The organism is Dictyoglomus sp. GBS (assembly GCF_055179815.1).
This window is the reverse complement of the sequence record NZ_CM143687.1, coordinates 129,657-156,420: the sequence shown is the minus strand read 5'-3', so window position 1 is coordinate 156,420 and position 26,764 is coordinate 129,657. Positions and strand designations below refer to the sequence as shown.

22 protein-coding genes are annotated in these 26,764 nt (G+C 31.7%); 16 read left to right on the top strand and 6 right to left on the bottom strand.

Features of this window, described 5'->3' with window-relative positions; all coding sequences use genetic code 11:
• Positions 1–8: 8 nt before the first annotated feature.
• The 4 genes from ACY3IT_RS00715 (at position 9) to ACY3IT_RS00700 (ending at position 4,966) form a co-directional block, all read left to right on the top strand.
• On the top strand, positions 9–890 hold the full coding sequence (locus ACY3IT_RS00715; protein ID WP_463082879.1) for an undecaprenyl-diphosphate phosphatase: 882 nt from the start codon (positions 9–11) through the stop codon (positions 888–890).
• 91 nt (positions 891–981) lie between these two features.
• A complete protein-coding gene (locus ACY3IT_RS00710; protein WP_463082878.1) occupies positions 982–1,572 on the top strand; it encodes a TetR/AcrR family transcriptional regulator in 591 nt (196 codons plus the stop codon).
• Complete coding sequence (locus ACY3IT_RS00705) at positions 1,569–3,623, top strand: efflux RND transporter permease subunit (protein ID WP_463082877.1); 2,055 nt, start codon at positions 1,569–1,571, stop codon at positions 3,621–3,623. The genes ACY3IT_RS00710 and ACY3IT_RS00705 overlap by 4 nt, the downstream gene beginning before the upstream one ends.
• Positions 3,620–4,966, top strand: a complete 1,347-nt coding sequence (locus ACY3IT_RS00700; protein ID WP_463082876.1) for a hypothetical protein — start codon at positions 3,620–3,622, stop codon at positions 4,964–4,966. The genes ACY3IT_RS00705 and ACY3IT_RS00700 overlap by 4 nt, the downstream gene beginning before the upstream one ends.
• 1 nt (position 4,967) lies before the next feature.
• On the opposite strand, the gene ACY3IT_RS00695 is transcribed toward ACY3IT_RS00700, so the two are convergent.
• The 3 genes from ACY3IT_RS00695 to ACY3IT_RS00685 are packed head-to-tail and all read right to left on the bottom strand — an operon-like array spanning position 4,968 to position 7,862.
• Positions 4,968–5,423, bottom strand: coding sequence for a COG2426 family protein (locus tag ACY3IT_RS00695; protein WP_463082875.1), 456 nt, complete (start codon positions 5,421–5,423; stop codon positions 4,968–4,970).
• A complete protein-coding gene (locus ACY3IT_RS00690) occupies positions 5,420–6,583 on the bottom strand; it encodes a C45 family autoproteolytic acyltransferase/hydolase (protein ID WP_463082874.1) in 1,164 nt (387 codons plus the stop codon). The genes ACY3IT_RS00695 and ACY3IT_RS00690 overlap by 4 nt, the downstream gene beginning before the upstream one ends.
• Entirely contained in the window at positions 6,549–7,862 is a 1,314-nt protein-coding gene (locus tag ACY3IT_RS00685; protein WP_463082873.1) for a hypothetical protein, read from the bottom strand. Before ACY3IT_RS00685 ends, ACY3IT_RS00690 begins: the two co-directional genes overlap by 35 nt.
• 161 nt (positions 7,863–8,023) lie before the next feature.
• Here ACY3IT_RS00685 and ACY3IT_RS00680 point away from each other — a divergent pair, with 161 nt between their 5' ends.
• From ACY3IT_RS00680 to ACY3IT_RS00640, 9 genes are all read left to right on the top strand, one after another.
• A complete protein-coding gene (locus ACY3IT_RS00680) occupies positions 8,024–9,829 on the top strand; it encodes a DUF2207 family protein (RefSeq protein WP_463082872.1) in 1,806 nt (601 codons plus the stop codon).
• A 24-nt stretch (positions 9,830–9,853) separates the two neighbouring features.
• Complete coding sequence (locus ACY3IT_RS00675; RefSeq protein WP_463082871.1) at positions 9,854–12,217, top strand: phosphoketolase family protein; 2,364 nt, start codon at positions 9,854–9,856, stop codon at positions 12,215–12,217.
• Positions 12,218–12,234: 17 nt separating this feature from the next.
• Entirely contained in the window at positions 12,235–12,840 is a 606-nt protein-coding gene (locus ACY3IT_RS00670) for a hypothetical protein (RefSeq protein ID WP_463082870.1), read from the top strand.
• Between the two features lie 44 nt (positions 12,841–12,884).
• Positions 12,885–13,520 (top strand): TetR/AcrR family transcriptional regulator, encoded by a 636-nt coding sequence (locus ACY3IT_RS00665; RefSeq protein ID WP_463082869.1) that lies wholly within the window; start codon positions 12,885–12,887, stop codon positions 13,518–13,520.
• 77 nt (positions 13,521–13,597) lie between these two features.
• Positions 13,598–14,296 carry an ABC transporter ATP-binding protein gene (locus tag ACY3IT_RS00660; RefSeq protein ID WP_463082868.1) on the top strand — a complete coding sequence of 233 codons (699 nt, stop codon included), beginning with the start codon at positions 13,598–13,600 and terminating at the stop codon, positions 14,294–14,296.
• Positions 14,296–16,512: an ABC transporter permease gene (locus ACY3IT_RS00655; RefSeq protein ID WP_463082867.1), complete on the top strand. Its 2,217-nt coding sequence runs from the start codon at positions 14,296–14,298 to the stop codon at positions 16,510–16,512. Before ACY3IT_RS00660 ends, ACY3IT_RS00655 begins: the two co-directional genes overlap by 1 nt.
• 78 nt (positions 16,513–16,590) lie before the next feature.
• A complete protein-coding gene (locus ACY3IT_RS00650) occupies positions 16,591–17,031 on the top strand; it encodes a hypothetical protein (protein WP_463082866.1) in 441 nt (146 codons plus the stop codon).
• A gap of 19 nt (positions 17,032–17,050) precedes the next feature.
• On the top strand, positions 17,051–18,712 hold the full coding sequence (locus tag ACY3IT_RS00645; RefSeq protein WP_463082865.1) for a glycoside hydrolase family 44 protein: 1,662 nt from the start codon (positions 17,051–17,053) through the stop codon (positions 18,710–18,712).
• Between the two features lie 52 nt (positions 18,713–18,764).
• Entirely contained in the window at positions 18,765–19,493 is a 729-nt protein-coding gene (locus ACY3IT_RS00640; RefSeq protein ID WP_463082864.1) for a pseudouridine synthase, read from the top strand.
• Between the two features lie 8 nt (positions 19,494–19,501).
• Here the strand turns inward: ACY3IT_RS00640 and ACY3IT_RS00635 are convergent, their stop codons facing one another.
• Genes ACY3IT_RS00635 through ACY3IT_RS00625 form a run of 3 tightly spaced genes read right to left on the bottom strand, consistent with a single transcriptional unit; the run spans position 19,502 to position 23,438 of the window.
• A complete protein-coding gene (locus ACY3IT_RS00635) occupies positions 19,502–20,299 on the bottom strand; it encodes an alpha/beta hydrolase (RefSeq protein WP_463082863.1) in 798 nt (265 codons plus the stop codon).
• Between the two features lie 44 nt (positions 20,300–20,343).
• Positions 20,344–21,849 (bottom strand): GH39 family glycosyl hydrolase, encoded by a 1,506-nt coding sequence (locus tag ACY3IT_RS00630; protein ID WP_463082862.1) that lies wholly within the window; start codon positions 21,847–21,849, stop codon positions 20,344–20,346.
• Between the two features lie 35 nt (positions 21,850–21,884).
• On the bottom strand, positions 21,885–23,438 hold the full coding sequence (locus ACY3IT_RS00625; RefSeq protein WP_463082861.1) for a glycoside hydrolase family 43 protein: 1,554 nt from the start codon (positions 23,436–23,438) through the stop codon (positions 21,885–21,887).
• 160 nt (positions 23,439–23,598) lie between these two features.
• Here ACY3IT_RS00625 and ACY3IT_RS00620 point away from each other — a divergent pair, with 160 nt between their 5' ends.
• From ACY3IT_RS00620 to ACY3IT_RS00610, 3 genes are read left to right on the top strand one after another with little or no spacing between them, the layout of a single operon-like run.
• Positions 23,599–24,531: an ABC transporter ATP-binding protein gene (locus tag ACY3IT_RS00620; protein ID WP_463082860.1), complete on the top strand. Its 933-nt coding sequence runs from the start codon at positions 23,599–23,601 to the stop codon at positions 24,529–24,531.
• Complete coding sequence (locus ACY3IT_RS00615; protein ID WP_463082859.1) at positions 24,528–25,694, top strand: ABC transporter permease; 1,167 nt, start codon at positions 24,528–24,530, stop codon at positions 25,692–25,694. Before ACY3IT_RS00620 ends, ACY3IT_RS00615 begins: the two co-directional genes overlap by 4 nt.
• On the top strand, positions 25,691–26,761 hold the full coding sequence (locus tag ACY3IT_RS00610; protein ID WP_463082858.1) for an ABC transporter permease: 1,071 nt from the start codon (positions 25,691–25,693) through the stop codon (positions 26,759–26,761). Before ACY3IT_RS00615 ends, ACY3IT_RS00610 begins: the two co-directional genes overlap by 4 nt.
• Positions 26,762–26,764 lie beyond the last annotated feature (3 nt).

Below are 26,764 nucleotides of genomic sequence, written 5' to 3'. Positions count from 1 at the left end.
AGGTTTTTATGGAATTTTGGGTAATAATTTTAGGTATTGTCCAAGGAATAACAGAATTTTTACCCATAAGTAGTACCGCTCATTTGATTTTAATTCCTTATTTATTTAAGGTACCCGATTTTGGGCTAACTTTTAATGTGGGATTACATCTTGGTACTTTTCTTGCTGTATTTTTATATTTTATAAAAGATTGGATAGAGTTTTTAATTGCCATATTTAAAGGGGGAGAAAAAAGGAAAATTCTTGGACTTATAATTCTTGCCACTATTCCAGCTGGTATTTTTGGGATTTTATTAGATCCTTTTGTGGAGAAAATTTCAGAGCCTCAAACTTATCCTTTTGCAATATGGATTATTTTGGTGGGAGTAGTAGTCTTTGGTATTATCTTTCTCCTATTGGAAAGATATAAAAGTAAGCCCTTGGAACTTAAAGATTTAGATATAAAAAAGGCTATAATTATTGGAGTTTGGCAAGTATTTGCACTCTTTCCTGGAGTTTCAAGGTCTGGTTCATCTATATCAGGTGGAATGTATGTAGGATTAAGAAGAGATGAAGCTACAAAATTCTCTTTTTATATGTCCCTTCCTTTAATAGGTGGGGCGGTATTCTTTAAGTTTATAGACCTTTTTAAAGGTAACCAAACAGGGGAGTTTACATATATCTTATACGGAGCTTTAGTATCCTTTGTTGTAGGAATCTTCAGTATTCATATTCTTTTAAATTATGTGAAAAAATCATCTTTAAAGGTATTTTCATATTATAGATTTATTCTTGCTTTTTCTATAATATTAGCTTTTTATGGTTTTCAACTACCTTCTATTTTAGTTTTTATAGCTCTTATAATCTATCTATTTTGGAGTTTTTATAAACCTAAAAAAGAGGCCATTTAATATTTATTTATGTCCATAATTTTATTGACATAAAGAATTTATCTTTTTTATAATAAACAGAACGACGTTCGTTCAATAGTGGGGAATAAATATGAGAATAAGTAAAGATCCTGAAATAAGAAAGAAAGAACTTATTGAAACTGCTCTTCGCCTTTTTCTCAAGAAGGGCTATGAAAAAACATCCATAAGGGATATATTGAGAGAAGTTAAGGGTTCTCCTGGTATGTTTTATTATTACTTTTCTTCAAAAGAAGAGATTTTTGAGGAAGCAATAAAGTATTATGTGGAGAATTATATAAAGGGACTTATAGAAATACTTAAAGATGAAAGAATCTCTTTAGTGGATAAATACAATAAGATTGTAAGCTCAGTGATAAAGGCTTTTGAGGATTTAAGATCCTTTTCTAAGATCTATTATAGTCCTCAATATTTTCCATTAAGGGTTAAGATATCGTTTGAAATATTGGATAAATTAATAGAGCCATTTTCTCAACTTATTGAGAAAATAAAAAAAGATCCTCAGCTTGATTCCAAAAGATGTGCAGTATTTATACTTTATGGGGTTTATGGTCTTTTGCATGAAAATCTTGAGATTGAAAGTAGTTATGTTAAAGGAATTATGGATTTCATCCTTCTGATTACTAAAAGAATTCTGGGAATTTATGAGGAGGGAGAGTTATGAAAAGGATTTATCTTTTTTGTTTTAGACATTCCAAGATTATAGCCATTTTATCATTGGTATTATTTATTTTGTCCTTTTATCTTAGTTTAAATATTAAGGTAAACTATGACATTTATTCTCTACTTCCAAAGAACCTTCCTTCAGTTAATGCTTTAAATGAACTGCGTAGTACCTTTAAACTGGGTGAAGAAGCATTTATATTACTTCGTTTTAATAATCCCTATGATGTGGATTCTTTAAAGAAAAAGGTGTCTCAAATAAAAGGAGTATCAAAGGTTTCATGGATTTCAGATTTTCAAGATATTTTTTTGCCTGATTATTTTTGGGATCAAAATATAAAAGATAAGTTTATAAAAGAGGGATATACATTTTTGAAAGTTGAGTTTATAGAATCCTCCCAGAGTCCTTTAACAAAATCAGCAATAAAAGAGATAAATTTGATTCTTCCAAAGGGAAGCTATTTTACAGGTAATGCGGTTATTGCTCAAGATTTAAGCAATTTAACTCAAAGAGAAACCATTCGTTATCTTCTTATTGGTAGTATATTGGTCATAATATTCTTATTTTTCCTTGTACCCTCAATGTATGTACCCGTTCTTATCTACTATACCATCTTTCTTTCTATTCTTATAAATACTGCCATCTCTACTCTTTTAGGGCAAGAGATAAGTTTTATATCTCGGATGATTGTGGGAATTTTACAACTTGGTGTTACTATGGATTATGCCATATTTTTGTACCATAGATATGAGGAAGAATCAAAAACAAAAAGTAAGGGAGAAGCAGGATGGGAAGCAGTTAGAACTACAGCTACAAGTATTGTGGCAAGTTCAGCTACTACTATGGCTGGTTTTCTTGCTATGACTTATATGAGATTTGGGCTCGGTAAAGATCTTGGATTTATTTTGACAAGAGGTGTATTGGTATCTTTTATTTCTTCTCTTACTATTCTTCCTGTACTCCTATATGAATTTCATCATAAATGGTCAAGTTCTAAGAGGTGGGTCTTAAGAGTACCTGGAGAAAAGTTATTCAATTTTGTAATAAGATGGAGGCCTGTAATATTTGTTATATTTCTTATTGGTGCTTTTTCCCTTTTTATTATTCCTAAGTTTCCTGTAGATTATAAGCTTTTAAGAGGACTTCCAGAAAATATACCTTCCATGATAGGACAAAGAAAGTTAGAAGACATATTTGAAAAAAAGTCTACCATTTTTGTTATAGGTAAAGAATCACCAGATAATTGGCAAGAAATTATAAAAGTATTAAAGAAAGAACCTTACGTGACAGGTATCATGGGGTACTATGAAATGGTAGATCTATTACTGCCAGATTATATGGTGCCAGAAAGTGTGAAGAAAAGTTTCTTTAAGGATGGAGTTTCTTATCTATCTTTAGATGCAAATTTTTCCTATGGTTCCCCAGAATCTTATGATTTTATAGAAAGAATGAGAGAAAAAATAGAAAAAAGATATAATGTTACTTTTACAGGAATTCCTGTTTTAAATTATGATCTTAAAGATGTAACCACTAATGACTTAAATAAGATAAACGTTATATCTACAATAGCTATTTTTATGGTTGTAGCTTTCTCTTTTCTTTCCTTACCTATTCCCATCCTTCTTGTTCTTGTTATAGAGATTGCCATAACGATTAATCTTCTTATAGATTACCTAACATATGGTTTTATCTTTTTCTCTTCTAATCTTTTTATAGGGGCTATCCAACTTGGAGCAACTATAGATTATGCTGTGCTTTTAACCTCTAGATATTTGGAAGCAAAGAGAAAAGGGTTTGATAGAATTACCTCTGCCCATTTTGCCTTTGAAGGTATAAATAGTATCATAATTAGTGCAGGTACCATGTTTTTAATCTCCTTTCCTTTAGGTATTTTTTCTGATATTTTTATGGCAAAGAATTTAGCTATGCTTGTCAGCAGAGGAGCTATTATTAGTGTATTATTTGTAACCTTATTAGTGGTCCCTATCCTTGTAACTTTGGATTCTTTTCTTGATAAATTAGGTTTTATAAGGAAGGAGGAGAGAAGGTGAAAAGAGGAATTATCATATTAATATTGATGGGTATAATTTTTAGTATTTCTTTGGGACATTCTTTAGAGATTAAAAATGATGAAACCATTTATGTCCTTCTTGGAGCTGAAGGTAAAGCTAAAAGGGTAGATCTTGTAAATTGGATTAGTATAGAAGGAAAGGGAAATTTTAATATCATAAAAGATGGAAAATATATTAAAAATGTAAAGTTGCACACTAACGATCTAAAAATGAAGGTAGAAAAGGGTAACATAGTGATTTATGGAGAATCTTCTGACAATAAGAATATATATTTAACAGGAGAAGTTAATAAAAAGGTTCCTTTAGATTTTAAGATTACTTATAAATATAATGGAAAATTAGTACAACCAAGGGATTTTTTAGGGAAATCAGGAGATTTAGATATAGAGATTTATATGAAACCTAATGAAGATATTCCTTTAAGAGTAGTAATGTCTACTGAGTTTTCTGCCGATGATTTTGTACTTAGGAATCCCAATGATTTTATGATAATGGTATTGGGGAAAACAGTTAGGCTTACAGGTTTTACATATCCTATTCCTGATGCAAAATTAAGGCTTTCTTTGAGAGGTAAAAAATTGAAGGTACCTGCTATTACCTTCACTGCACTTCCATCCCTTCCTCCAGTTGATTTATCAATGAAAGAGCAACTTAAATCTATTAATGAGGGAATTGAAGGCTTTCTTTTACTTAATCAAGCTCATCAAAAAATTCTTAAAGGAATCCTTGAAGGTATAGAGAAAAATACTCCAATTATTCCACAAGAATACCTTACTTTGCCCTTTACCCTTATGGCTAATCAAAATAAAGCCTATTTAATATCAAAAAATTTAAAAGAGTATCCCAAAAGCTTTAATAATTTATATGGATTTATAAAGGGGAAAGCAGAAAGTAGTAATGATGAAGATTGGAAAAAGGCATTGATGATGGCGGAAGAGGTTAAGAAAGAGATAGAGACTAATAGTTTCTCAGATGATATAAAAAACATTGGAGATTTTATTGGGGATCTTGCTTTTCAAAGTAAAAAGGCTATGGACATAATTGGGACTTCTTTGCAAGGTATTCAGAATATTGAGAATATGTTAAATATAATGCTTTATGGGGGAGAAATTGAGGGGAAAAAGCTTTTAGGACTTGTTGAAGTGGAGAAAAATTTGAAAACTATGAAGAAGAAAATTGGAGATAACCTTTCTCTTTTGGAAAAAGGAGAAGAAAAAATAAATTCTTGGAAGAAGAGATTGGAAAACTATATATTTGCGGGTCAAATTCCAAATGCAAAATCAGTAGTTAGGTTCTACTTTAGACTTAATGAAATAGAATGATTTAAAAAATTATATTACTAAATAGGGTAAGCATTGATACAATGCAACTTGCAAATATAACACCTAAGGTTATGGTAAAAAAGGCTTCTTTAAAATTTAGGCCTAAGACTCTGGCTAATATGGCACCAGTAAAAGCTCCTGTTCCAGGAAGAGGAATTCCTATAAAAATTACCAATGAAAAAACAAGGCCAGATGGATATATTTTTAGCTTTCTCAATTTTCTTTTTAAAAATCTTTCATAATAACTTTTTAAGGGCTCTCTACTAAGGAGAGCCCTACTTATAAAATCAATAGTAAAATATATCGCTATACCCATTAATGTATTTCCTAAAAAGCTTATTAAAAAAGTTTCCCAAGGAGAAAGCCCATTATATATTCCATATGGTATGGAAACTCTGCATTCTCCAATGGGTGTTATTGAAAGAAGAAAAACTTTTATTATTAATTTTAGGTTCATATATTAAATTCCTCCCATGTTCCATAAGTTACCGGAGATTTAATGTTTTGGGCTATAAATAATTTTCTTTCTCTTGGTAAATAAATAATACTTTGTAATGTTAACCTCGTACTTACACTTTTAAGAATTTCTTTGGCGTATTCCACATCTATATTATTAACTTTTTCTATTTTTTCTCTTATTATTTTCTCCCTTTCCCTTGTATCTATCTGGTGAACATAAGACCCATCTTTAAGAGGGATAGGCATTTCTTCAACAAGTTTTTGTGCTTGTTCTGATATCATTTCAGGATGTTGATAGTGATTTGTAGCTATTAGGAAGCCTTTATCCCTTAAATCCCTTATGTATTTCATCTTTGGACTTATTTCAAGAATAACTGCATTATTTTTATCTGAGACAAGTACATTTAATCCTTGAAAAGTATATGGAGCATTTATTAAAGGATCATCTAAGTTATTAGAATATTGAATTATTTTGCGGGTTAGGAGAAATTCTGGAGCTCCCATCTCTTTTCTTTTACTTTGGGATACATTTATTGAAACGAATAAATTGTCTGATATACCAGTATAAGACCCAACAAGGGCAGGCCAAGAAATAGCTATAAAGGAATTTCCTTTTTCTGGGTAATATTTAAAAATAGTAGTGCATAATGGAAGTTCATCTATGAATACCCCATAATCGAGATTTCTTCCTATAATTAAACTTCCATCTTTATTTCTAAAAACAAAGGATGAACAGCTTTTTCTCATGCTTTTACCAATATAGTAAGTAGATATTTCATCGGTAAGATTGAAAAGAAGAATTTTTTCATAGGGTACATGGCTGGCATCAGAAATTCCCTTCATTTCTTCAAAAAATTCCTTGGATTCAGGGTAAAAATTAAGTATCTTTTTCTCAAAATCTTTTGCAGTTTTAAGCATTAATCTATAAAATAATTTCCCTTTTATCTTGCCTTGAAAAAGACATATTAAATTCTCAAAGTTATCATTAAAATATTGAATCTCGTCTTTAAGAGCTATTCCATGCTGATAGCCTATCTCATAGGGATTACCTTTAAGCTCTACCACTCTTATGTTGTCTTTTTGGGAAAAATACATGGTTTCAAAATTTTTTTGGATAAACATATTACTGTGGATATGGTCCTGTGTTACCTTCTTCATTTATTTTTATCACATAAACATCATATCCTCCTGATCCAAAAGACAATGTAAATCCTGCTATAATATATCCCCCATCACATGTTTGCCAGATAGAAAGTGCCTCATCACGATCTATTCCTCCATAAGTTTTTTCCCAGGCTTTATTCCCATTTTTATTAAGTTTTATAATGTAAACATCCTTTCCACCAAACCCAAAAGATTCAGTAACCCCTGCAACAATATAACCACTATCATTTGTTTGCTGTATTGATAATCCCCAATCATTATTTTTTCCACCAAAAGTTTTTTCCCAAACTTTGTCTCCATTTTCGTTAAGCTTTATTATGTAAACATCACTCCCCCCCTTACTAAAGGATTCTGTCCAACCTACAACAATATATCCTTTATCTTTGGTCTGCTGGATAGAATATGCTTCATCATAATTTTTTCCACCAAAAGTTTTTTCCCATTCCTTACTTCCATTTTTATTTAGCTTTATGATATAAAAATCACCATTACCTGCCCCAAATGAATCTGAAAATCCTGCAACAATATAACCTCCATCTATTGTCTGTTGGATTGAAAAGGCTTCATCCCAACCATTTCCTCCATATGTTTTATCCCAAACTTTATTACCATTTCTATCAAGTTTTATAATGTAAACATCCTTTCCTCCTGAGCCAATGGAATATGTTAAACCTGCAACAATATATCCTCCATCTTTTGTTTGCTGAACAGAATATGCTTCCTCATTCTTACTTCCTCCATAAGCTTTTTCCCAAATTTTATTTCCATTTTTATCAAGTTTTATTATGTAAAAATCAACATTGCCTGATCCAACGGATTTTGTTCCACCAACAGCAATAAACCCATTATCTGTTGTTTCATAAATTGAGTTTCCTTTATCCCAAGATTTTCCCCCATAAGCTTTTTCCCAAATTGTATATCCATTTTTGTCAAGCTTCATTACATACAAATCAGACCCCCCATTCCCAAAAGACCATGTATGTCCTGCAATGATGTACCCTTCATCTTTTGTCTGCTTTACAGAATACCCATAATCATCATTTTCCCCACCAAAAGTTTTCTGCCAGACCTTATATTGAACTTTATTTTCTTTTTTTACATTGATACTAAAGCTTTTAGTAGTTACTATCTTTTCATAAAATTTAACAGCTTCTCCTAACTTATTTCCATTTATATTGGATTCAAGTTTTAATACCTTTTTAACTGATATCTCAGAAAAACTTATGGAAATAAAAAGAGTAAGGATTAAAATAGTAATCAATAATTTTTTCATTTTATTCTCCTTTCTAAATATCGTAACTATTCCATATTATAACATTTTATCTTTGTTACAATTATCGATAAAAATTTATGAAATCAAGTTTCTTTTCTTCAAAAGTTTACCTTTTAAAATGCTATAATTATGTTAAACTTTACATAATTTTAGGAGGAGACATGAATAAGATTTTTAAATTCTTATTAATCCTTCTTTTATTATTTACCATATCTTATGGAAAGGAATATAGAATAAGAGAAGCAAGAGTATATTACAATATTTTGCCAAGTGGAGAGATAGATGTTAAAAATCAATTAACCTATGATTTTTCAGGATCTTTCTCAAGGGCATGGATTACTATACCAAGAGGAAAATATACTTTGGAGGATGTATCCGTAGGTGAGATAGTTGGGGGATCTCTAAAGAATTATGCCTATCATCCTGAAACATCAGAGAGGATTCCAGCTACTTTTGATGTGGTTGAGAATAGTAAAGAGTATAAAATTAGTTGGTTTTATAGAGCAAATTATACGGAAAAGACTTTTGTAATAAGCTATAAGTTAACCAATGCCCTAAAAGTATATAATGACGTGGCTGAATTCTATTGGAAAGTATGGGGAGGAGATTGGGATATAGGACTTCCAGTTTTGTGGGTAGAAGTTAATTTACCCTCTGAAATAAAATCCAAAAATGATATAAATTATTGGCTCCATCCTAAGATAGAGGGAAAGATAGGAATAAAAAGAGATTACAGAGGCATAATTGCATATGCTGGAAATATACCACCTCATCAATGGGTAGAGGTAAGAGTAGTATTTCCAAGAGGTTATTTGACCAATTTGGATCCGTTTAAGGTTGAGTCAATATCTAAAAATGGTAAAGATTTAATCTTAAAAGAAGAGGAAAGGTGGCAAAAGGAAGAAGAAAGAAAACAGCTTATACAAGCTATTTTAACGATTATCTTTGGTATATTGTCAGTAATATTCTTACTTCTTGGTTTTGTTTTACCTCTTCGTATATATTTTAAATATGGAAGGGAGCCTAAGGTACAATATGATAGAGAGTATGAGCAAGAGCCACCTTCAGATATACCACCAGCATGGGTAGATGCTCTTTTAAATCAAGCATCTAACCTTTCGCCTGATTCTATTGTGGCTTCAACTCTTGAGCTGGCAAGAAGAGGATATCTCAAATTTAAAGAAGAGATTAAAGAGGGGTTTTTAGGTATAAAGCATAAAGATTATAAGATCATCATAATGGATAAAGAAGTAGAGAAAGATCTTTCTGGAGAATTAAAACTTCTTCTTAATAAATTTAAAGAGTTTGGTAAAGAATTCTATGTTTCTGATTTAAAGAAAAAAAATTTAAGTAGTTTCAAGAAAGATTTTGATAAGGAAGTAGAAAAAGTAGTCTTTCAAGAGAAGAAATGGATAATTGATGAAGGAAAAAGAAAATTATTATACTTAATGATTTTGTGGATTGTGGTAGAGGTTTTTTTGGGAATTTTGACCTCTATACTACACTCTTGGAGTATACTTATGCTAATGTTAATTATAGGTATAAACATTGTTATTTCTATTATTTTTATGCATTCAGCACAAAGATATTCTCCTGAAGGGAAATTACTTGCTTTAAGATGGAAGGCTTTTAAGAGGTATTTGAAAGATTTTTCTCTTATCTCAGAGCGACCACCCTCTTCTTTAGTTCTTTGGGAGAAGTATTTGGTCTATGGTACTGTGTTAGGAGTTGCTAAGGAAGTTTTAAAGGCAATGCAGATGTTAAGTATCCCTGTAGATCAGATAACATGGTATGCTCCCGCTTATGCAGGGAGTATAACGGGCTTATCAGATTCTATTCAAAGTTTTAGTTCTTCTCTTGAGAGTTTTAGCAATGCCTTTTCAAGTAGTGTAGCTTCCTCTACATCTTCCTCCTCTTCTTCTGGAGGAGGTGGAGGAGGTGGGGGCGGTGGTGGAGGGGCTGATTAAAAATTTAAGAAAGGAGTTGATATTATGATTGAAAAGTTAAACGAGTATTGGAGAGCTTGCTGTTATATTTCAGCTGGGATGATTTATCTTCTTGATAATCCTCTTTTAAAGGAACCATTAAAACCTGAGCATATAAAGGAGAGGCTTCTTGGACATTGGGGGGCAAGTCCTGGACTTTCCTTTGTATATGTTCATGGTAATAGGGTAATAAAAAAATATGATCTTAATTGTATATTTATTGCAGGTCCTGGACATGGAGCACCAGGTGTTATTGCACCAGCATATTTAGAAGGAACTATAAGTGAACTTTATTCTCAGTTTAGTCAAGATGAAGAGGGTATGAAAAATCTTTTTAAAGCCTTTTCATTTCCGGGAGGTCTTGGTAGCCATTGTACTCCAGAACTTCCTGGATCTATACAAGAGGGTGGAGAGCTTGGTTATAGTTTGTCTCACGCTTATGGTGCTGTTTTTGATCATAAAGATCTTATAGCCATTACTGTGGTAGGTGATGGTGAGGCAGAAACTGGTCCTCTTGCCACCAGTTGGCATTCAAATAAATTTTTAAACCCTGTTAAGGATGGAGCAGTACTCCCAGTATTACTTCTTAATGGATATAAGATAAATAATCCTACTATTTTGGCGAGAATAGATAATGAAGAGCTTTTAAATCTTTTTAAAGGCTATGGATATGAACCATATCTTGTGGAAGGGGAAGATTCTCTTGAAGTACATGAGAAGATGGCAAAGACTATGGATTCTTGTATAGAAAAAATCCTGAATATATGGGATACTTCCAGATCTCAGAATAAGCCATTTAGACCTTACTGGCCTATGATTATTTTAAAGACTCCAAAGGGTTGGACTGCTCCAAGGAAGGTTGGAAAACACTATATTGAGGGATATTGGAGAGCTCATCAAGTGCCTTTTTCTGATGCAAAGGAAAATCCTGAAAGTTTGAAGGTTTTGGAGGCTTGGCTGAGAAGTTATGAACCTGAAAAATTATTTACTCCTGATGGTAAGCTTAGGGAAGATTTAAGGGAGATAGCCCCATCTGGAGAGAGAAGAATGAGTGCTAACCCATATGCTAATGGTGGATTATTGAGAAAAGAATTAAAACTTCCCAATCTTAAGGATTATGCAGTGGGGGTGGATAAACCCTTTGAGGATAAGGCAGAAAATACACGTCCTTTAGGTGTGTTTTTAAGGGAAGTTATAAGATTGAATCCAGATAATTTTAGGGTCTTTGGACCTGATGAAACAAAATCAAACAGATTAGATGCAGTATTTGAATATGGAAAGGTTTTTATGGGGAAGATTCTTTCTGAAGATGAGGATGAAGGATATCTTACACCATTTGGAAGAACTATGGAAATGCTTTCAGAACATACCTTGGAGGGATGGCTTGAAGGGTATCTTCTTACTGGAAGACATGGATTTTTAAATACATATGAGGGATTTGCCCCCATAATCTCGTCCATGGTAAATCAATTTGGAAAATGGCTTGATATCTCTTCTGATGTACCTTGGAGAGCTCCTATCTCTTCATTGAATCTATTATTAACCTCTGTAGTATGGAGACAAGATCATAATGGTTTTACTCACCAGGATCCAGGATTTATAACATCTATTGTGGATAAGTGGCCTAATGTGGTAAGAGTATACTTCCCCCCAGATGCCAACACATTACTTTGTACCGTATGGCATTGTTTCCAAACCACTAATAGAATAAATATTATAGTCATAGATAAACAAAAACATCCTCAATATCTTTCTATGGATGATGCCTTTAAACATGCTATGAAAGGTATTGGAATATGGGATTTTGCAAGTAATCATCCAGAAGAAGATCCTGATGTTGTTATTGCAAGTTGTGGTGATATCCCAACTAAAGAGGCTATCTATGCTGTTAAGCTTTTAAAAGAGTTTTTCCCTTATCTAAAGATAAGATTTGTAAATGTGGTAAACCTTTTTACTCTTACACCTAATACAGAGCATCCAGATGGACTGACAGATAAAGAGTTTGATTCTTACTTTACAAAAGACAAACCTATAATATTTAACTTCCATGGTTATCCATGGCTTATACATAGGTTAACCTATAGGAGAAATAATCATAGAAATATTCATGTGAGAGGATATAGGGAAAATAGAAAAATAGGAATAGATGCTGGATATCTTGCACCTTTCTTAAAAGGAAGAGGAGGTATAACCACACCCCTTCAACTTGCTATATTGAACCAGATAGATCGTTATAGCATAGCCATGGATGTTATTGAAAGGGTAGAAGATTTGCAGAATAAAGGAGGTTATTACAAAGATTTATTGAAGAATATGCAGATAGAAGCCCTTGAATATGCATACAATCATGGGGTTGATAAGGAAGAATAGAGGAGGTTGGAATAAAAATGAAAAGTTTAAAAATAATTTTACTATCTATATTTATACTTACCTTGATATCTGTTTTCTCCTTTTCTCAAAATGAAGCTGATGCAAGTATAGTTATATCTCAAGAAACTCTAAATAAATTTTTGTCTGCAATTGGAGAGATAAAAAGAACTGAGAGCTTTAATGTTTCTGGGATTAAAAGTGAGTATACCTGGATTGTTAAAAATCCAAGAATAATTTTAGATGACAACAAGGCAAGATTTGAAGCTGATGTTTCTGTATCTATAAAGTTTCCTTCTGTGAGCTATACTACACCTGCCTACGGAGAAGTTTCGGTAAAGTATTTATTGAATGAGAATAGGATTTATATTAAAGTAGAAAAAGTAGCTTTTGAAGTAGCTTTTAGTATTCTTGGGAAGAAAGTTAAAGTAGGAGAAGTCGATATAACTAGGATATATCAAATTGCCTTCTCCTTTCCAGGGCCAAAACCTTTTGAATCAATGGTATCAGTAAGTATGCCTGATGGCAGTATTAAAATGATTAAGATAGAGACTATACCAGTATTAATGATTGAAAAGGGGAAAATTGTAGTAGGATCACAGATAAATTATCTTCCTGTAAAGTAAAAATTTGATATTTTGGGTAGTTTTAAAAATAGGGAGAAAAGGTAGTGCCAAGGAAGACCTTTTTTAATTTGCCTGAAGAAAAAAGAAAGAAAATAACAGACACGCTTATAAAATATTTTGCCACAAGGCCTTATAGTAAGGTAGATATTGAAGATGTATCAAGAGAATGTAAAGTGGCAAAAGGAAGTATGTATCTATATTTTGAGAATAAAAAAGATATGTATTTTTATGTTATAGAAGAGTCAGCAAAAAAGATATTAGAAGTTGCAGGCAGATATGATTTTGAAAAGATTAGTCTTTTTGAATATGTGGAAAAATCTTTTGAAGATACATGGAAGTTTATTAAAGAACATCCTTATGAATACATGCTTCTTGAAAAAACTGCTTTTTATGATGATTCACCCTACAAAGAAGAAATACAAGAATTTTTAAAAACTAAAACTAAATCTTTTCTTTACGAATTGATTGTAAAAAATCAAAAAGTTGGATTGATTAGAGAGGATATTTCTCCTGAATTAATTTTAATTTTTATTGAGTCTTCATCATGGGGGTTAAAAAGATTTTTTATTGAGATGGCTAAATTGCAGGGATTAAATGTATATGATCTTCCAAAGGACTATGTTAAAAAAACAGAAAATGATTACCTTAAACTTTTAAAAGAGGGGATAGAGAAAAAATGAAATTATCTTGACAAATTATGACTGATTAGTCATAATTGTATTGAAAGGATGTAAGGATATTTTTAGGGGAGGTTTTTATGTTTATTCAAGTAGAAAATGTTTCTAAGGTCTATCAAGTGGGAAAGTTTAAAGTAAATGCTCTTAAGAACATTAATATGTCATTAGAAAGAGGTAAGTTTTGTGTAATACTTGGTCCTTCGGGATCTGGAAAAACTACCTTTTTAAACATAATTGGAGGAATAGACAGACCTGACGAAGGAAAAGTAATAGTGGATGGGGAAGAGATAACAGGATATGACGATAAAGCTTTAACAAATTATAGAAGAAGAAAACTGGGTTTTGTTTTTCAATTCTATAATCTTGTAAATTCTCTTACTGTTTATGAGAATGTACTCTCTACTAAGTATCTTTCTGAAGATGGATTGGATCCCAAAGAAGTCTTAGAAGTGGTAGGAATGTGGGAACATAGAGATAAGTACCCTTTTGAAATATCAGGGGGAGAACAACAAAGGGTTGCTATAGCAAGGGCAGTAGTAAAAAATCCAGCAATTATTTTGTGTGATGAGCCAACTGGAGCTCTTGATTTTGAAAATGCAAAGAAAGTTTTGAGGCTTTTGGAAGATATTAATAGAAAGTATGGAACTACCATCATTATAGCTACACATAATACTGCTATATCTCAAATGTCTCACAAAATTATTAAATTAAGAAGTGGAGAACTTACTGAATTTGTTGATAATGCCACTCCTCTCTCTGCTGAGGAGGTGGTTTGGTAATGCTCAATAAAATACCATTAAGGATAATGTGGAGAGATAAATCCCATTTTATAGGAATAATTCTTTTAGTTTTTCTTGCCTCTTTTGTCTACAATATTTTTAGCGTAACTATGACAAATGTGGACATCAATTACAAAAATTTTGTTGAGAAATACAAACAGGAAAATTTTCATTTTATTACCTTTTTCCCTATTGATATAGAAGAGATTGAGAAAAAGTATAATGTGGAGATAGAGGAAAAATTTAATTTTGATTATAATTATGATGATAAAACCATTAGATTTTTCAATATTACTGAGAAGGTAAATAATCCATTAATATTGGAAGGTAAAATACCAAGTTTAGGAGAAGTAGCTATTGATCCCAATTTTTCTCAAAATAACAATTTGAAGATTGGAGATACTATAAATATAAATGGAATACCCTTTAAGATTTCTGGATATGTGGCTCTCCCTGATTATATCTATATTACAAAAAATGAAACTGATATTTTACCAGACCCGTCTCATTTTGGTGTTGGAATAATGAATATGGAAGATATGAAAAAATTTATTTCCAGTGTAGCTTATAGATATTACATGGTAAGAGGTAAGGTCAATGATATAGATTCTTTCAAGGCAGATATAAATTCAAAATATAATTTGATTTCTTTTCAAGAAAAAGACGAGAATTGGAGAATTATTGTTACTGAAAAAAAAGTAGAAAGTGGAAAACCTCTTTCATATGTTATGGCGTTTACTATTCTTTTAACCTCCTCTTTACTTCTTTTTATTGTTTTGAGAAGAATAATTAATTCTATGCATAGGGAGATAGGAACTCTTTATGCTCTTGGATATACCAAGGGTGAGATTACAAGGATATATATTATGTTTCCTTTTTATATTTGGCTTTTTGGTGCTATTCCAGGTGGAATTTTAGGCTATATATATTCTGATAGTTTTATAAATTTATATGTATCTTTCATTAGTGTACCAATTGTGGAAAAGATATTTCCTGTAAAAGATCTTTTTGTGGGTATATTTTTGCCAATAGTTTTTATGGGGTTTTCTGGATTCTTTGCTATAAGAGATCTATTAAGGAAAAAAGTAGTTGAGATAATAAAAGGAGAAGCAGAAAAGGCATTTAAAGTAAAGTTTCGTATAGGTTTTTTAGATAAATTATCTTTTAAGCTTAGAATAATGATAAAGCATGCTCTTCTTCATCCTTCGAGAGAGATTGTAATTATTTTGGGTGTTGCTTTTTCTGCTTTGATATTAATGTATGGTATTACTGCTGGATCAGCTCTTTCAAACCTTGTTTATGATACATTTCAAAATACTTTCAGATATAACTATATGTATGTTTTTAATTTCTATCAGAAAGATCATAGATATCCTAATTCTGAAAGATTCAATATGTTATCCTTTTATAAGGAAGGGACAAAAACGAGGATTACAATTTACGGAATAGAGAAGAAATCCCAACTAATTGTGTTAAGAGATAACAAAAGAAATAGGGTAGATTTAGAAGGGTTTGTTATATCACAAGCCCTTGCTGATAAGCTAAATTTAAAAGAAGGTGACATGTTAAAGGTAATAAATACAATTGATGGGAAGAGATATTCTCTTAAGATTTCAAAAATAGTAGATCTTTTTGTAGGAAATACTGGTTATATGAATCTTGAAGAATTTAATAAAACCTTTGGATTAGAAGATGGGGCTTTTATTGGGCTATATTCCATTGATAAATTAAATATCCCTGAGGAAGAATTAATTGTATCCATGAGCAAATCAGATTTGATGAAAGCCTTTGAGGATTCTACTGAAAGTGTGAACCAGATATTGCAAATGATGTACATTGTGTCTTTCTTTATGGCCTTTATTATTATCTATATACTTTCTTCTCTTATTATTACTGAGAATAGAAAGACATTAAGTATATTTAAGATACTTGGTTTTAGAGATGGAGAATTAAGTACCATGTTTTTAGGATTTAATAATGTTTCTTTTCTTCTTGGATTTTTAATAGGTATTCCTTTATATAGTTCATTCATCAAGTATATTGTTAATGTTGCTTTAAGGGATCTTGACTTCTCATTGAAGATGTATGCAGGATTTAAGGATATATGGCTAACTTTTATTATTCTTTTTGGCGCTTTTATACTATCTAAATATTTAAGTAGAAGAAGAATAGGAAAGATTTCACCAGCAATCGTAATAAAGGAACAGACAGAATAATATTTAGAGGACTTCATTTCTGTATGATATAATAAATGGCACTAAATATATATCTCATGTAATTTGGGAGGTGTTATAGTGAGAAGATTAATCTTATTTGTTTCAACTCTAATTTTCTTGTTTTCAGTGACTTATGCAGGAAATTTTGGGGTAGGTATAATTGCTGGTGAGCCAACAGGAATCTCTTTGAGACTTTGGCAAGATAAGGTAAATGCTTTTGATTTTGGCATTGCTTGGAGTATAGATGCCAATATATTGCATATCTCAGCCGATTATGTAACCCATAATTTTGGAATATTTAAACCCACATCGGGCTCTATGCCTTTTTATTATGGTATAGGATTAAGAATACTTGCAAAGGATAATACAAATTTTGGGGTGAGAGTTCCCTTAGGAATAGTTTTTATGCCAAAAGGAACAACCTTGGATTTCTTTTTTGAGATAGTCCCAACCCTTAATCTTGTGCCTGCTACTAATTTGGATGTAGATGGAGCAATAGGATTTAGATATTATTTCTAGCTAAGGAGAAGGATAAACTATGGAATATTTAAAAATAATACTTCTTGTTGTTATTCTTCTTTTTATTGCAGGTTGTACAAAACAATCATCTACCAATGACGGTACTGTTATGCCAACAGGAAATTTTGAGTGTAATATTACAATAGATCCTTATCAGGATAGGACTGAAATAAGTCCTTACATATATGGGGTAAATCAGGATATAGAAGGGGTCAAAGCTACAGCAAGAAGGATAGGAGGGAATAGGCTAACAGGGTATAATTGGGAGAATAATGCTTCTAATGCAGGGTCAGACTGGTATCATAGTAGTGATTATTACTTACCATGGCATATGGGGATTCCTCAAAGTGACTATAATAAGCCTGCCATAGTACTTACTAAGTTTCATGATAAGTCCTTAGAGATGGGAGCAATAAGCCTTATTACTCTTCAGATGGCAGGATATGTAGCAAAAGATGCTAATGGTTCTGTATCAGAAGAGGAGACAGCACCATCTTCAAGGTGGGCTGAGGTGAAATTTAGAAAGGGATCTAATCTTTCTTTAAATCCTGATACTAATGATAATTTTGTTTATATAGATGAGCTTCTAAATTTTCTTATAACAAAATATGGAAATTCAGATTCCCAAACAGGTATAAAAGGATATCTTTTGGACAATGAACCAGATCTTTGGAATAGCACTCATCCAAGGATTCATCCCCAAAAAGTAACATGTAATGAGCTTATTACAAAATCAATTGAGCTTGCAAAGGTAATAAAAGAAATGGATCCAAAGGCTCTGGTTTTTGGTTATGAATCTTATGGCTTTATGGGATTTTATAGTTTACAAGATGCGCCAGATTGGAATAACGTAAAAGGTAATCATAAGTGGTTTATAAGCTATTATCTGCAGAAAATGAGAGAGGCTTCTGAGCAGTTTGGAAAGAGACTTCTTGATGTTTTGTCTATTCATTGGTATCCCGAGGCAAGATCTTCTTCTGGAGTTAGAATATGTTTCGATGGGGAAGGGGCAGAAGATAAAGATATATGTATAGCAAGGATGCAAGCTCCAAGAACTCTCTGGGATCCAACCTATAAAACTTCTGTGAAAGGGCAGATAACTTCTGGTGAGAATAGCTGGATTAATCAATGGTTTCCAGAATTTTTGCCTCTCATTCCAAGAATAAAGGAGGATATAGATACTTATTTCCCAGGAACAAAGCTTGCTATTACAGAATTTGATTATGGTGGAAAAGATCATATATCAGGGGGAATTGCTCTCGTAGATGTACTTGGCATTTTTGGAAAATATGGGGTTTATCTTGCTACAAGATGGGCAGAGAGTGGTTCCTATGCTGCTTCAGCTTATAACATCTATCTAAACTATGATGGTAAAGGCTCAAAGTATGGGGATATATGTGTAAAAGCAGACTCATCAGATGTGGAGAAGATGCCTGTATATGCCTCTATACACAAAGATGATCAAAATAAGTTGCATATTATTTTGATAAATAGAACGTGGGATGAGGAAGGAATTGCTAAGATAAAGATTCGCGGGGACTATACTTATACATCTTGCACCATTTATGGATTTGATTATAGGTCTCCTGAAATTAAGAAAATAGATACTATTAGTAATATTGAGAATAACTATTTTGAATTAAAAGTGCCTCAATTAACCGTTTATCATCTTGTATTTTAAAAATTTAGGGGAAGAAAGTTTATTCTTTCTTCCCCTTTGAGGAGAAAAGATGATGAGACTTGATAGATTTCTTGTAAATCAAGGTTTTGGAAGTAGAAAGGAAGTACAAAAACTTATAAAATCAGGAGTTGTTAAGGTAAATGAAGAGGTTATAGACGACCCTTCATATCATATTGATCCCAATAAGGATATAGTGAATATTGATGGTGAAGAAATAGAGTATAAAGAAAATTTTTATTTTATGCTTAATAAACCAAAGGGATACATTACTGCAGCTTATGATGAAAAATACCCAACAGTCATGGATTTATTTTCTTCTGAACCAATGATTGATAAACTATTTCCTATAGGAAGGCTTGATATTGATACAGAAGGACTTCTTATAATAACTTCAGATGGACAACTGGCTCATAGAATTACCCATCCTAAGTGGAATATAGAAAAAGAATACTTTGTAATTGTTGATGGTGATGTATCAGATATTGATTTTTCAAGATATGAAAAGGAAGGAATATATTTAAAAAAGGAGAAGTATAAAACAAAACCTTTCAAAGTGGAAGTTTTAAAAACCTCCCCAGAAGAGTCAGAAATACTTATTACTATAACAGAAGGGAAATATCACATAATAAAAAATATAATGTCTGAGTTAAAACATGAAGTTTTATATTTAAAAAGGGTAAGAATAGGACCTTTGAGACTTGACGAAGATCTTGCCCCTGGTGAATACAGAGAGCTAACAAAAGAAGAGATAGATATGATAAAAAGGTCTGTAAAAATGTAAATTAATTTTTAAAAATTATTATTAATCCATTCTAAAGCCTTGAATATGTATTTATTCCAGAATTGCCAGTCATGGGTACCATCATCTTCCACATAGGTTACATCTATTCCTTCTTGTTTTAATGAGTTATATAGATCTCTGTTTTCTTGAATAAGAAAATCGTCTTTTCCGCAGGCCATATATATTTTGGGAATACTTTCTCCTTTTTCTTTTAACCTTTTAGCAAGAGCTGTTATATCTTTATCACTACCAATTAAGGAATTTAAATCTCCAAATACGTGTCTATAGTATTTATAACTTGCAATGCCATTATTATAATCGGGAGTGATGCCTGATATCTTGTTAATTATAAGGGCTGAGGATAGAGCAATTATTCCTCCAAAAACATTATTATAAACAAGGCCATTTCTCAATGCTCCATATCCTCCCATGGATAATCCTCCAATAAAAGTTTTTTCTCTTTTTTCCGGTATAGGAAATATATTTCTTGTAAATTCGATTAGTTCTTCGCCTATAAATCTACTGTAATAAGCTTCTCTATCCTCATCATCTAAATAAAAACTATTCTCCCCAGATGGCATAAATATTGCTACATTGTAACGTAAAGATAATTCTACTATTTGGGCTCCATATAACCAATCCATATGATTTCCTGCATATCCATGCAAGAGATATATTGTCTTCATTGAATCAATATCTGTGTTTTTGGAAAAGCTTCTATCAAATCTATCTACAGGTAATACAGCCATTAGTGTTGTACTTCTTTTAAGCATCTTTGAATAAAAATTAATTTCCATGATGGCCATTATAAGACTCCTCCTTCGAATTTATACATTAATATATAAGGATATTAGTATCCCGGAATCTTGCTATCATCAAGTCCTATGTATGTAGGTGTTTCATCTTTAATTTTTGACAATTCATACAATGCTACTGCGTTTTTACCAAGTTTTATATTGAATGTTATGTATCCATTGTTTGCTTTCATTCGCCATGTGGTAATGTAGGGTTGAGCTACTTCTTTCAAGGTTTTTATTTGCTCCTTTGATGGAAATCTTGGTCTACCCATATCGATCCATGTCTTCCATGGATTACCATGATTCTCATCTATTAATTTTTGCTTTATAAATACATCTTCGAATTCTACTGGTATTTCGAGCTTATATTCTCTTTCTTGTTCTGCATCTTTGCTCATAACCTCATTCCATGCAACAATAGCAATAGATCCATCTTCTCTTTGAGTTACTAAAATATGTTCATCTCTATACAATATCTTTTTGCCCATTGCATTGAAAAATGTAAACATATGGAATACAGGTTTCGGGATGTTATTAAATGCCACTAACCCAAAGCCACCATGAAAAATTGATCTTGGCACATCTGCCTCTTCAAAGACATCACTAAATGTCCAGTAAGAGAAGGAATCTACATAATCCCCGCCCTCACTTAAAACCCTTGCAAGGTATGCAGCATTAAAGGGAGTGTCATGTATAGGGCATAAAGGATTATAAGAGCTATTGTATTCGGTTATGTGGATGGGTAAATTAGGGAAAGGTGAATTTTTTACTTGATTTCTTACCTCTCTAAATTCCCTTATCATGTAATCAATAGGATTTACATCATGATAAGCAAAGTGTGGCGTATATTCAGGTGTTTTTGCTGTGTATGAATGTCTGGTTACAAAGTCTACAGGTACGTTATTTTTATAACAAAAATTTAGAAAGTCATCTATCCAATGTTCTCCTCCTCCACAAATAGCGGGTCCACCAACTTTTATGTTTTCATCTACCTCTTTTATAGCTTTTACTGTGACCTCGTATAATTTAAAATACTCAGCTTGATTGGCATCTTTCCAGAATCCACTTAAATTGGGTTCGTTCCATATTTCAAAGGGCCACTGTTCTACCTCTTTTTCTCCATATCTTTCAATAAAATGTTTAACTACTGCTTTAATGAGTTTTTCCCATTTATTATAATCACTGGGAGGAGTAACATTTCCTCTCCAATAGAATATAGTTTGTGTACCAGAAGCAAGTTTTGATGGCATGAAGCCTATTTCTACAAAAGGACGTATACCAAGTTCTAAAAATGTATCGTAAATTCTATCAATATATGTAAAGTTGTAAAAAGGTTGAACGGTATTTCCAACTATGTCTTCACGGTATATTCCTACATCATCATGAAGGAGTCCGTGGGCTCTTAAATATTTAAATCCAATATGCTGTTGTACATAAGTTAGAGCATCAATATATTCTTTTTGAAGAGCAAGACCTATTCGACCACTACCAACACAAAATTTCCAATTGTCAGGAAAAGTTCCTATTTGTTTGTCTTTTTCAATTTTGATATGAGTCATTATTTATTAACCTCCAATATTTATAAATTTTCTTTTTACTTTACAAATCTCCATGTATCCATATCAAATAAATTAACTGCTTTTTCACCTTTAAAAACAAAATATAAGTCGTGAGTACCTGTTATGTTGTTGATATCTGCTTCCACTTTAATCCATTTTGATGAATCATTGTTCTGTGGGGTAATCTCTATAACAGAAATTGGTTTACTATCTATAGAATCTAATCTAATTTCTATATAACTTTTCCCATTGATATTGGAAACCACGGCTTCAAATTTCTTCGGTGGTATATTTCCAAAATCAACTTTTGATAGGGCGATCCAATCCCCATTATCTATATCTGTTAAACACATATTGTTGCTTGCATTTTCTTTCTTTGTAGAGATTCCTGCACACCATGCGAACGTTTCTGCTTCAACAGTTTTATAAGGATCAAAGGGTTTTATTTGAGATACTCCCTTGTAATCTGCTATAACTTCTTTAATCTTTCCGTTTTCAATTTTTACTTCATTTATATGAGGTGATCTATAACCTTTTGCAACTCCCATGTCTAACGCAAGAGTCTGAGCATGATATGCGATATACCATTTACCTTTAAATTCAAAAAGTTGATGATGATTATTACCACCAACAATAAAGAAGTATCCTGGATTTTTCAATATTACTCCTTGGTATTCCCAGGGTCCCATAGGGTTTTTACTTGTCATGTATACTATAGCTCCTGTGGGAGGGCTTCCTGCAGGTTTTGGTCCAGCGTAAAAATTTGTACAATAGGAGTAGTAATATAGACCATTTATTTTATTAATTCCTGAGGCTTCAAACATAAAGGGAGCTGGTATTACTTTTGCCTCTCCTATAACGCTTATCATGTCATTGCCAAGCTGCATAACTCTTGCTGTGTTAGGCATTTCTTCTTTTCCTTTTGGAACTCCCCCACCAAAATAAATATATGCTTTTCCATCATCATCTACAAGTACAGCAGGATCAAATAACCATACAACTCCCACTACTCCGGGAGTATACCAAGAAATAAGAGCCTTTCCAAGAGGATCTGTCCAAGGACCAATTGGTGATTCTGATGTCAAGACACCAATACCACTGGCATTGTTTGAAAAATAAAGGAAAAATTTATCTTTACCATTTATTTTTTTACATACTACTGCAGGAGCCCAAGAATTCATTGCCCATTTAGCAATGCCATTAGATCCGGCTACCTCAATTTCACCATGATCAGTCCAATTGGCAAGATCTTCTGATGATATAACGCTTATCTTGTTAATTTTACTATATGAGTTTTCTTTTACATTACCATTAATATCATATTCTAAAATGTCATTAGTAAGATATATGTACACTCTATCGTTATATACAAGAACAGCTGGATCTGCACCAAATTTGTGGGATATTAATGGATTCCCATTAGTCGGTTTTTTACCAATAGGTTTTTTAGGTATAACTATAATATCCGCACTAAGCGTAGCGCTTGTTTCTGCCTTTAATGGAATTAATAATAAAAGGAAGATAATAATAAAAACGATTGTATACATAGTACTAAAAAACCTTTTTATATTACCTTTAGTGACGAACATTTTAACCATCCCTTTTTATAAATATTTAGTAGAAATTTTAATATAATTGGTAGACATAAGTCAATATATTGTTTTTTAACATTTTAACCATCATATCAATTTCCCTTTTTATGTATAACTTTAATTGACTTTCTTTTGAGTTTATCCTACTATATATTTTATGAATAGCCATAAATTTCTTGTAGAAGTCGAAGATCTAAGAAAATATTATGGTAATGTTAAAGCGGTAGATGGTGTAAGCTTTAAGATAAAACAAGGGTCTATTTTTACTCTTTTGGGGCCTAATGGTGCGGGAAAGACAACAACACTTGAAATAATTGAAGGTTTAAGAACCCCAGATAGTGGCAAGATTACTATATTTGGAAGACAAGTTGATAGAATTGGGAGAGAAGAGAAAGAGTTAATAGGTGTTTCTTTACAGGAGACTAATCTTATTTCTCATCTTACTGTAAGGGAAACTCTTTCTATGTTTAGAAGTTTTTATAAGCGCGGACTAAGGGTAGATGATGTACTTGACTTTGTTAATTTAAAAGAAAAAGAGAAAAGTTATGTGGAGAAACTTTCGGGTGGTCAAAGACAAAGACTTGCTATAGGACTTGCTATTATTAATGATCCTCTTCTTTTATTTTTAGATGAACCAACAACTGGCCTTGATCCTCAAGCAAGAAGAAGTGTATGGGATCTTCTTTTGGATCTAAAGAAGAAAGGTAAAACTATAGTTCTTACAACACATTATATGGAAGAAGCAGAATTTTTAGCTGATTGGGTATGTATTATGGATCATGGAAAAATAATAGCAGAGGGTACTCCAGAAGATCTAATAAGAAGTATAGGAGGGGAAAGTGTGATTGAAGTAGATATAGAAGAAAATCATAGCTTTTTAGAAGATTTAAATAATATGGGATTGAATTATGTATTTAATTCTAAGAATAAGCGTCTTGTGATTAAGACAAACAATGTTTTAGAGGCTATCGAGAACCTTTTAAAGATAGCTAAAGGAAAAGGTATAAAGGTTAGAAATGAGACTATAAGACAGCCAAATTTAGAAGATGTGTTTTTAACATTAACAGGAAGACAGCTTAGAGAAGAATGATGATTATTAAAAATTCAACCTATTTTTTTAAATCTGCTATAAGGGAAAAAGCTTATATTTTTTGGTGTATCGCATTTCCAGCAATCTTAATGATGATTCTTATAACTATTTTTTCATCTTTATATGAAGTAAAGAGGGTTAATTTTGATATTTATTTGGTAAAAAATGAATCAGGAGATTTTTCAAATATTATTTACAATGTATTTGAAGATCTAAGTAAAGGAGAAGAAAAGATATTTAATTTAAAAATTTTTAAAGATATTAGTATTGGAGAAAAACTACTTGAAGATTTGAAAAAGGGTAAGACAAAACTTATAGTAGAAATTCCCGAAGGATTTGATTCTCTTGTACTTTCTAATATCACTATGAGAATGTTTGGGGCTGATGTAAATCCTGTACCAATTAAAGTTTATACCTTAAGGCATAGTCTTTCTTCTCAAGCTGCAAGTATGGTTGTAAGAAGTATTATAGATAGAATGAATTTAGAATTTGTAAAAAGGATGACAAATGTCAATGAATATAAGGTGAAAAGCAAAATATTAGGTAGCAAAAAGGGATTTTCATATGTTGATTTCATATTTCCAGGAATTGTTATAATTGCTATATTTTTTACAGGAATGTTTGGAATTGGGCAAGAACTTTCCTGGTATAGGGAAGGTAAAATATTAAAAAGATTTCAGTTAACCCCTATTTCACCTCTTAATTTTTTCCTATCTTATTTTCTCTCTCGCTTTTATTTTTTTATTCTTCAGATTTTGGTTCTCTCCTTTGTGGGAAAGGTGATTTATAAAAGTTCTGTTAATCCTTTCTCTTTCTATTTTATTTTTTATGTATTTCTTACCATGTTTACCATTTCTACCTTTGGATTTTTTATATCAGCGGTAGCTAAAAACACCAATTCAGCTAATGTGATAGGGCAGATTCTTAATTTTCCATTACAATTTCTTGGTGGAATTTACTTTCCTGTGAATGATGTGCCGTGGTTTGTAAAGTGGATTGTTATTATTAATCCTATCACGTATTTGGCAGCGGGTATAAGGGATACGCTTGGTATTATGCCTTCACCATATCCTATATATTTAACTATTTTGATTCCTTTAGTTTACTTTTTAATCTTTTTGCTGATATCTATTAAAAAATATAGAAATATGGAATTAACATGAGAGTATTTATTAATATTGCATTTTATAGAATAAAAAGTTTTTATAGAGATACCTTTACCTTTCTCTTTACCATTATACTTCCTCTTATCTTTGTCATAATATTTGGCTTTGTTTTTGGTGAAAGTGCTACAGGTACTAACGAATATGGTATTTCTTTAGGAATTATTAAAGATAATAGTGATCTTGTTCAAGTATTAAAAGAGTTAGGAGATATGAAAGTTGTATTAGTAGATAATGAGGAAGAATTAAGGAATCAGGTATTAGGAGGGTATATAGATGGGGGAGTAATATTTGACAGAAATGAATTTAATTTATTAATTAACTTTTCAAGTTTTCAGCAGAAACCATTCTTAAGGACTCTTGGAGAAAATCTTGCTAATGTTTATGCACTCCATGAGATAGGCAAGGGAAGGGGAATTGTTAAAGTTGAAGAAGAATTTATTGATCCTGGAAAGGTTCGTGTAACAAGCTTAGGATATAGCATTCCTGGTGTTTTAAGTTTTTCTATTTCAGGATCTATATTTACTATGATTGCTCTTTTTGGATATTATAGGAAAAGGAAGGTATTAAAAAGATTTGCAGTAACTCCAATAAGTCCTTTATCATTTGTATCAGGTATGGTCTTTGCTAACGTTATTTTAAGTATTTTATCATGTATACTTGTTCTTTTGGTAGCCCAAATCATTTTTAATCTTAACTTTTCAATCAATTGGGGTCTCTTTTTATTGTCTTTATTCTCTTCAATTCTTGGTATGATGGTATTAGGTATTATACTTTCTGCTTTATTTAAAGAGCCACAAACTGCAAATAATGTAGGGAACTTACTTGTAAATATAATGCTTTTCTTTTCAGGTGTGTATTTTCCTCTTGATTTTCTACCTAATTATCTGAAGATTTTAGCTCGTTTTTTGCCCCTTTATTATGTAGGTAAAGCTTTAAGAATATCTGTAGGTGTTGAAGAAGGAGATTTAAGTTTTATATATACTTTATCTACTATAATGGTTTTGATTTTTGTCTTTCTTATCTCCATTTTTGGAAGAAAAATTTTGTCTTTGGAAGAAGATTAATTT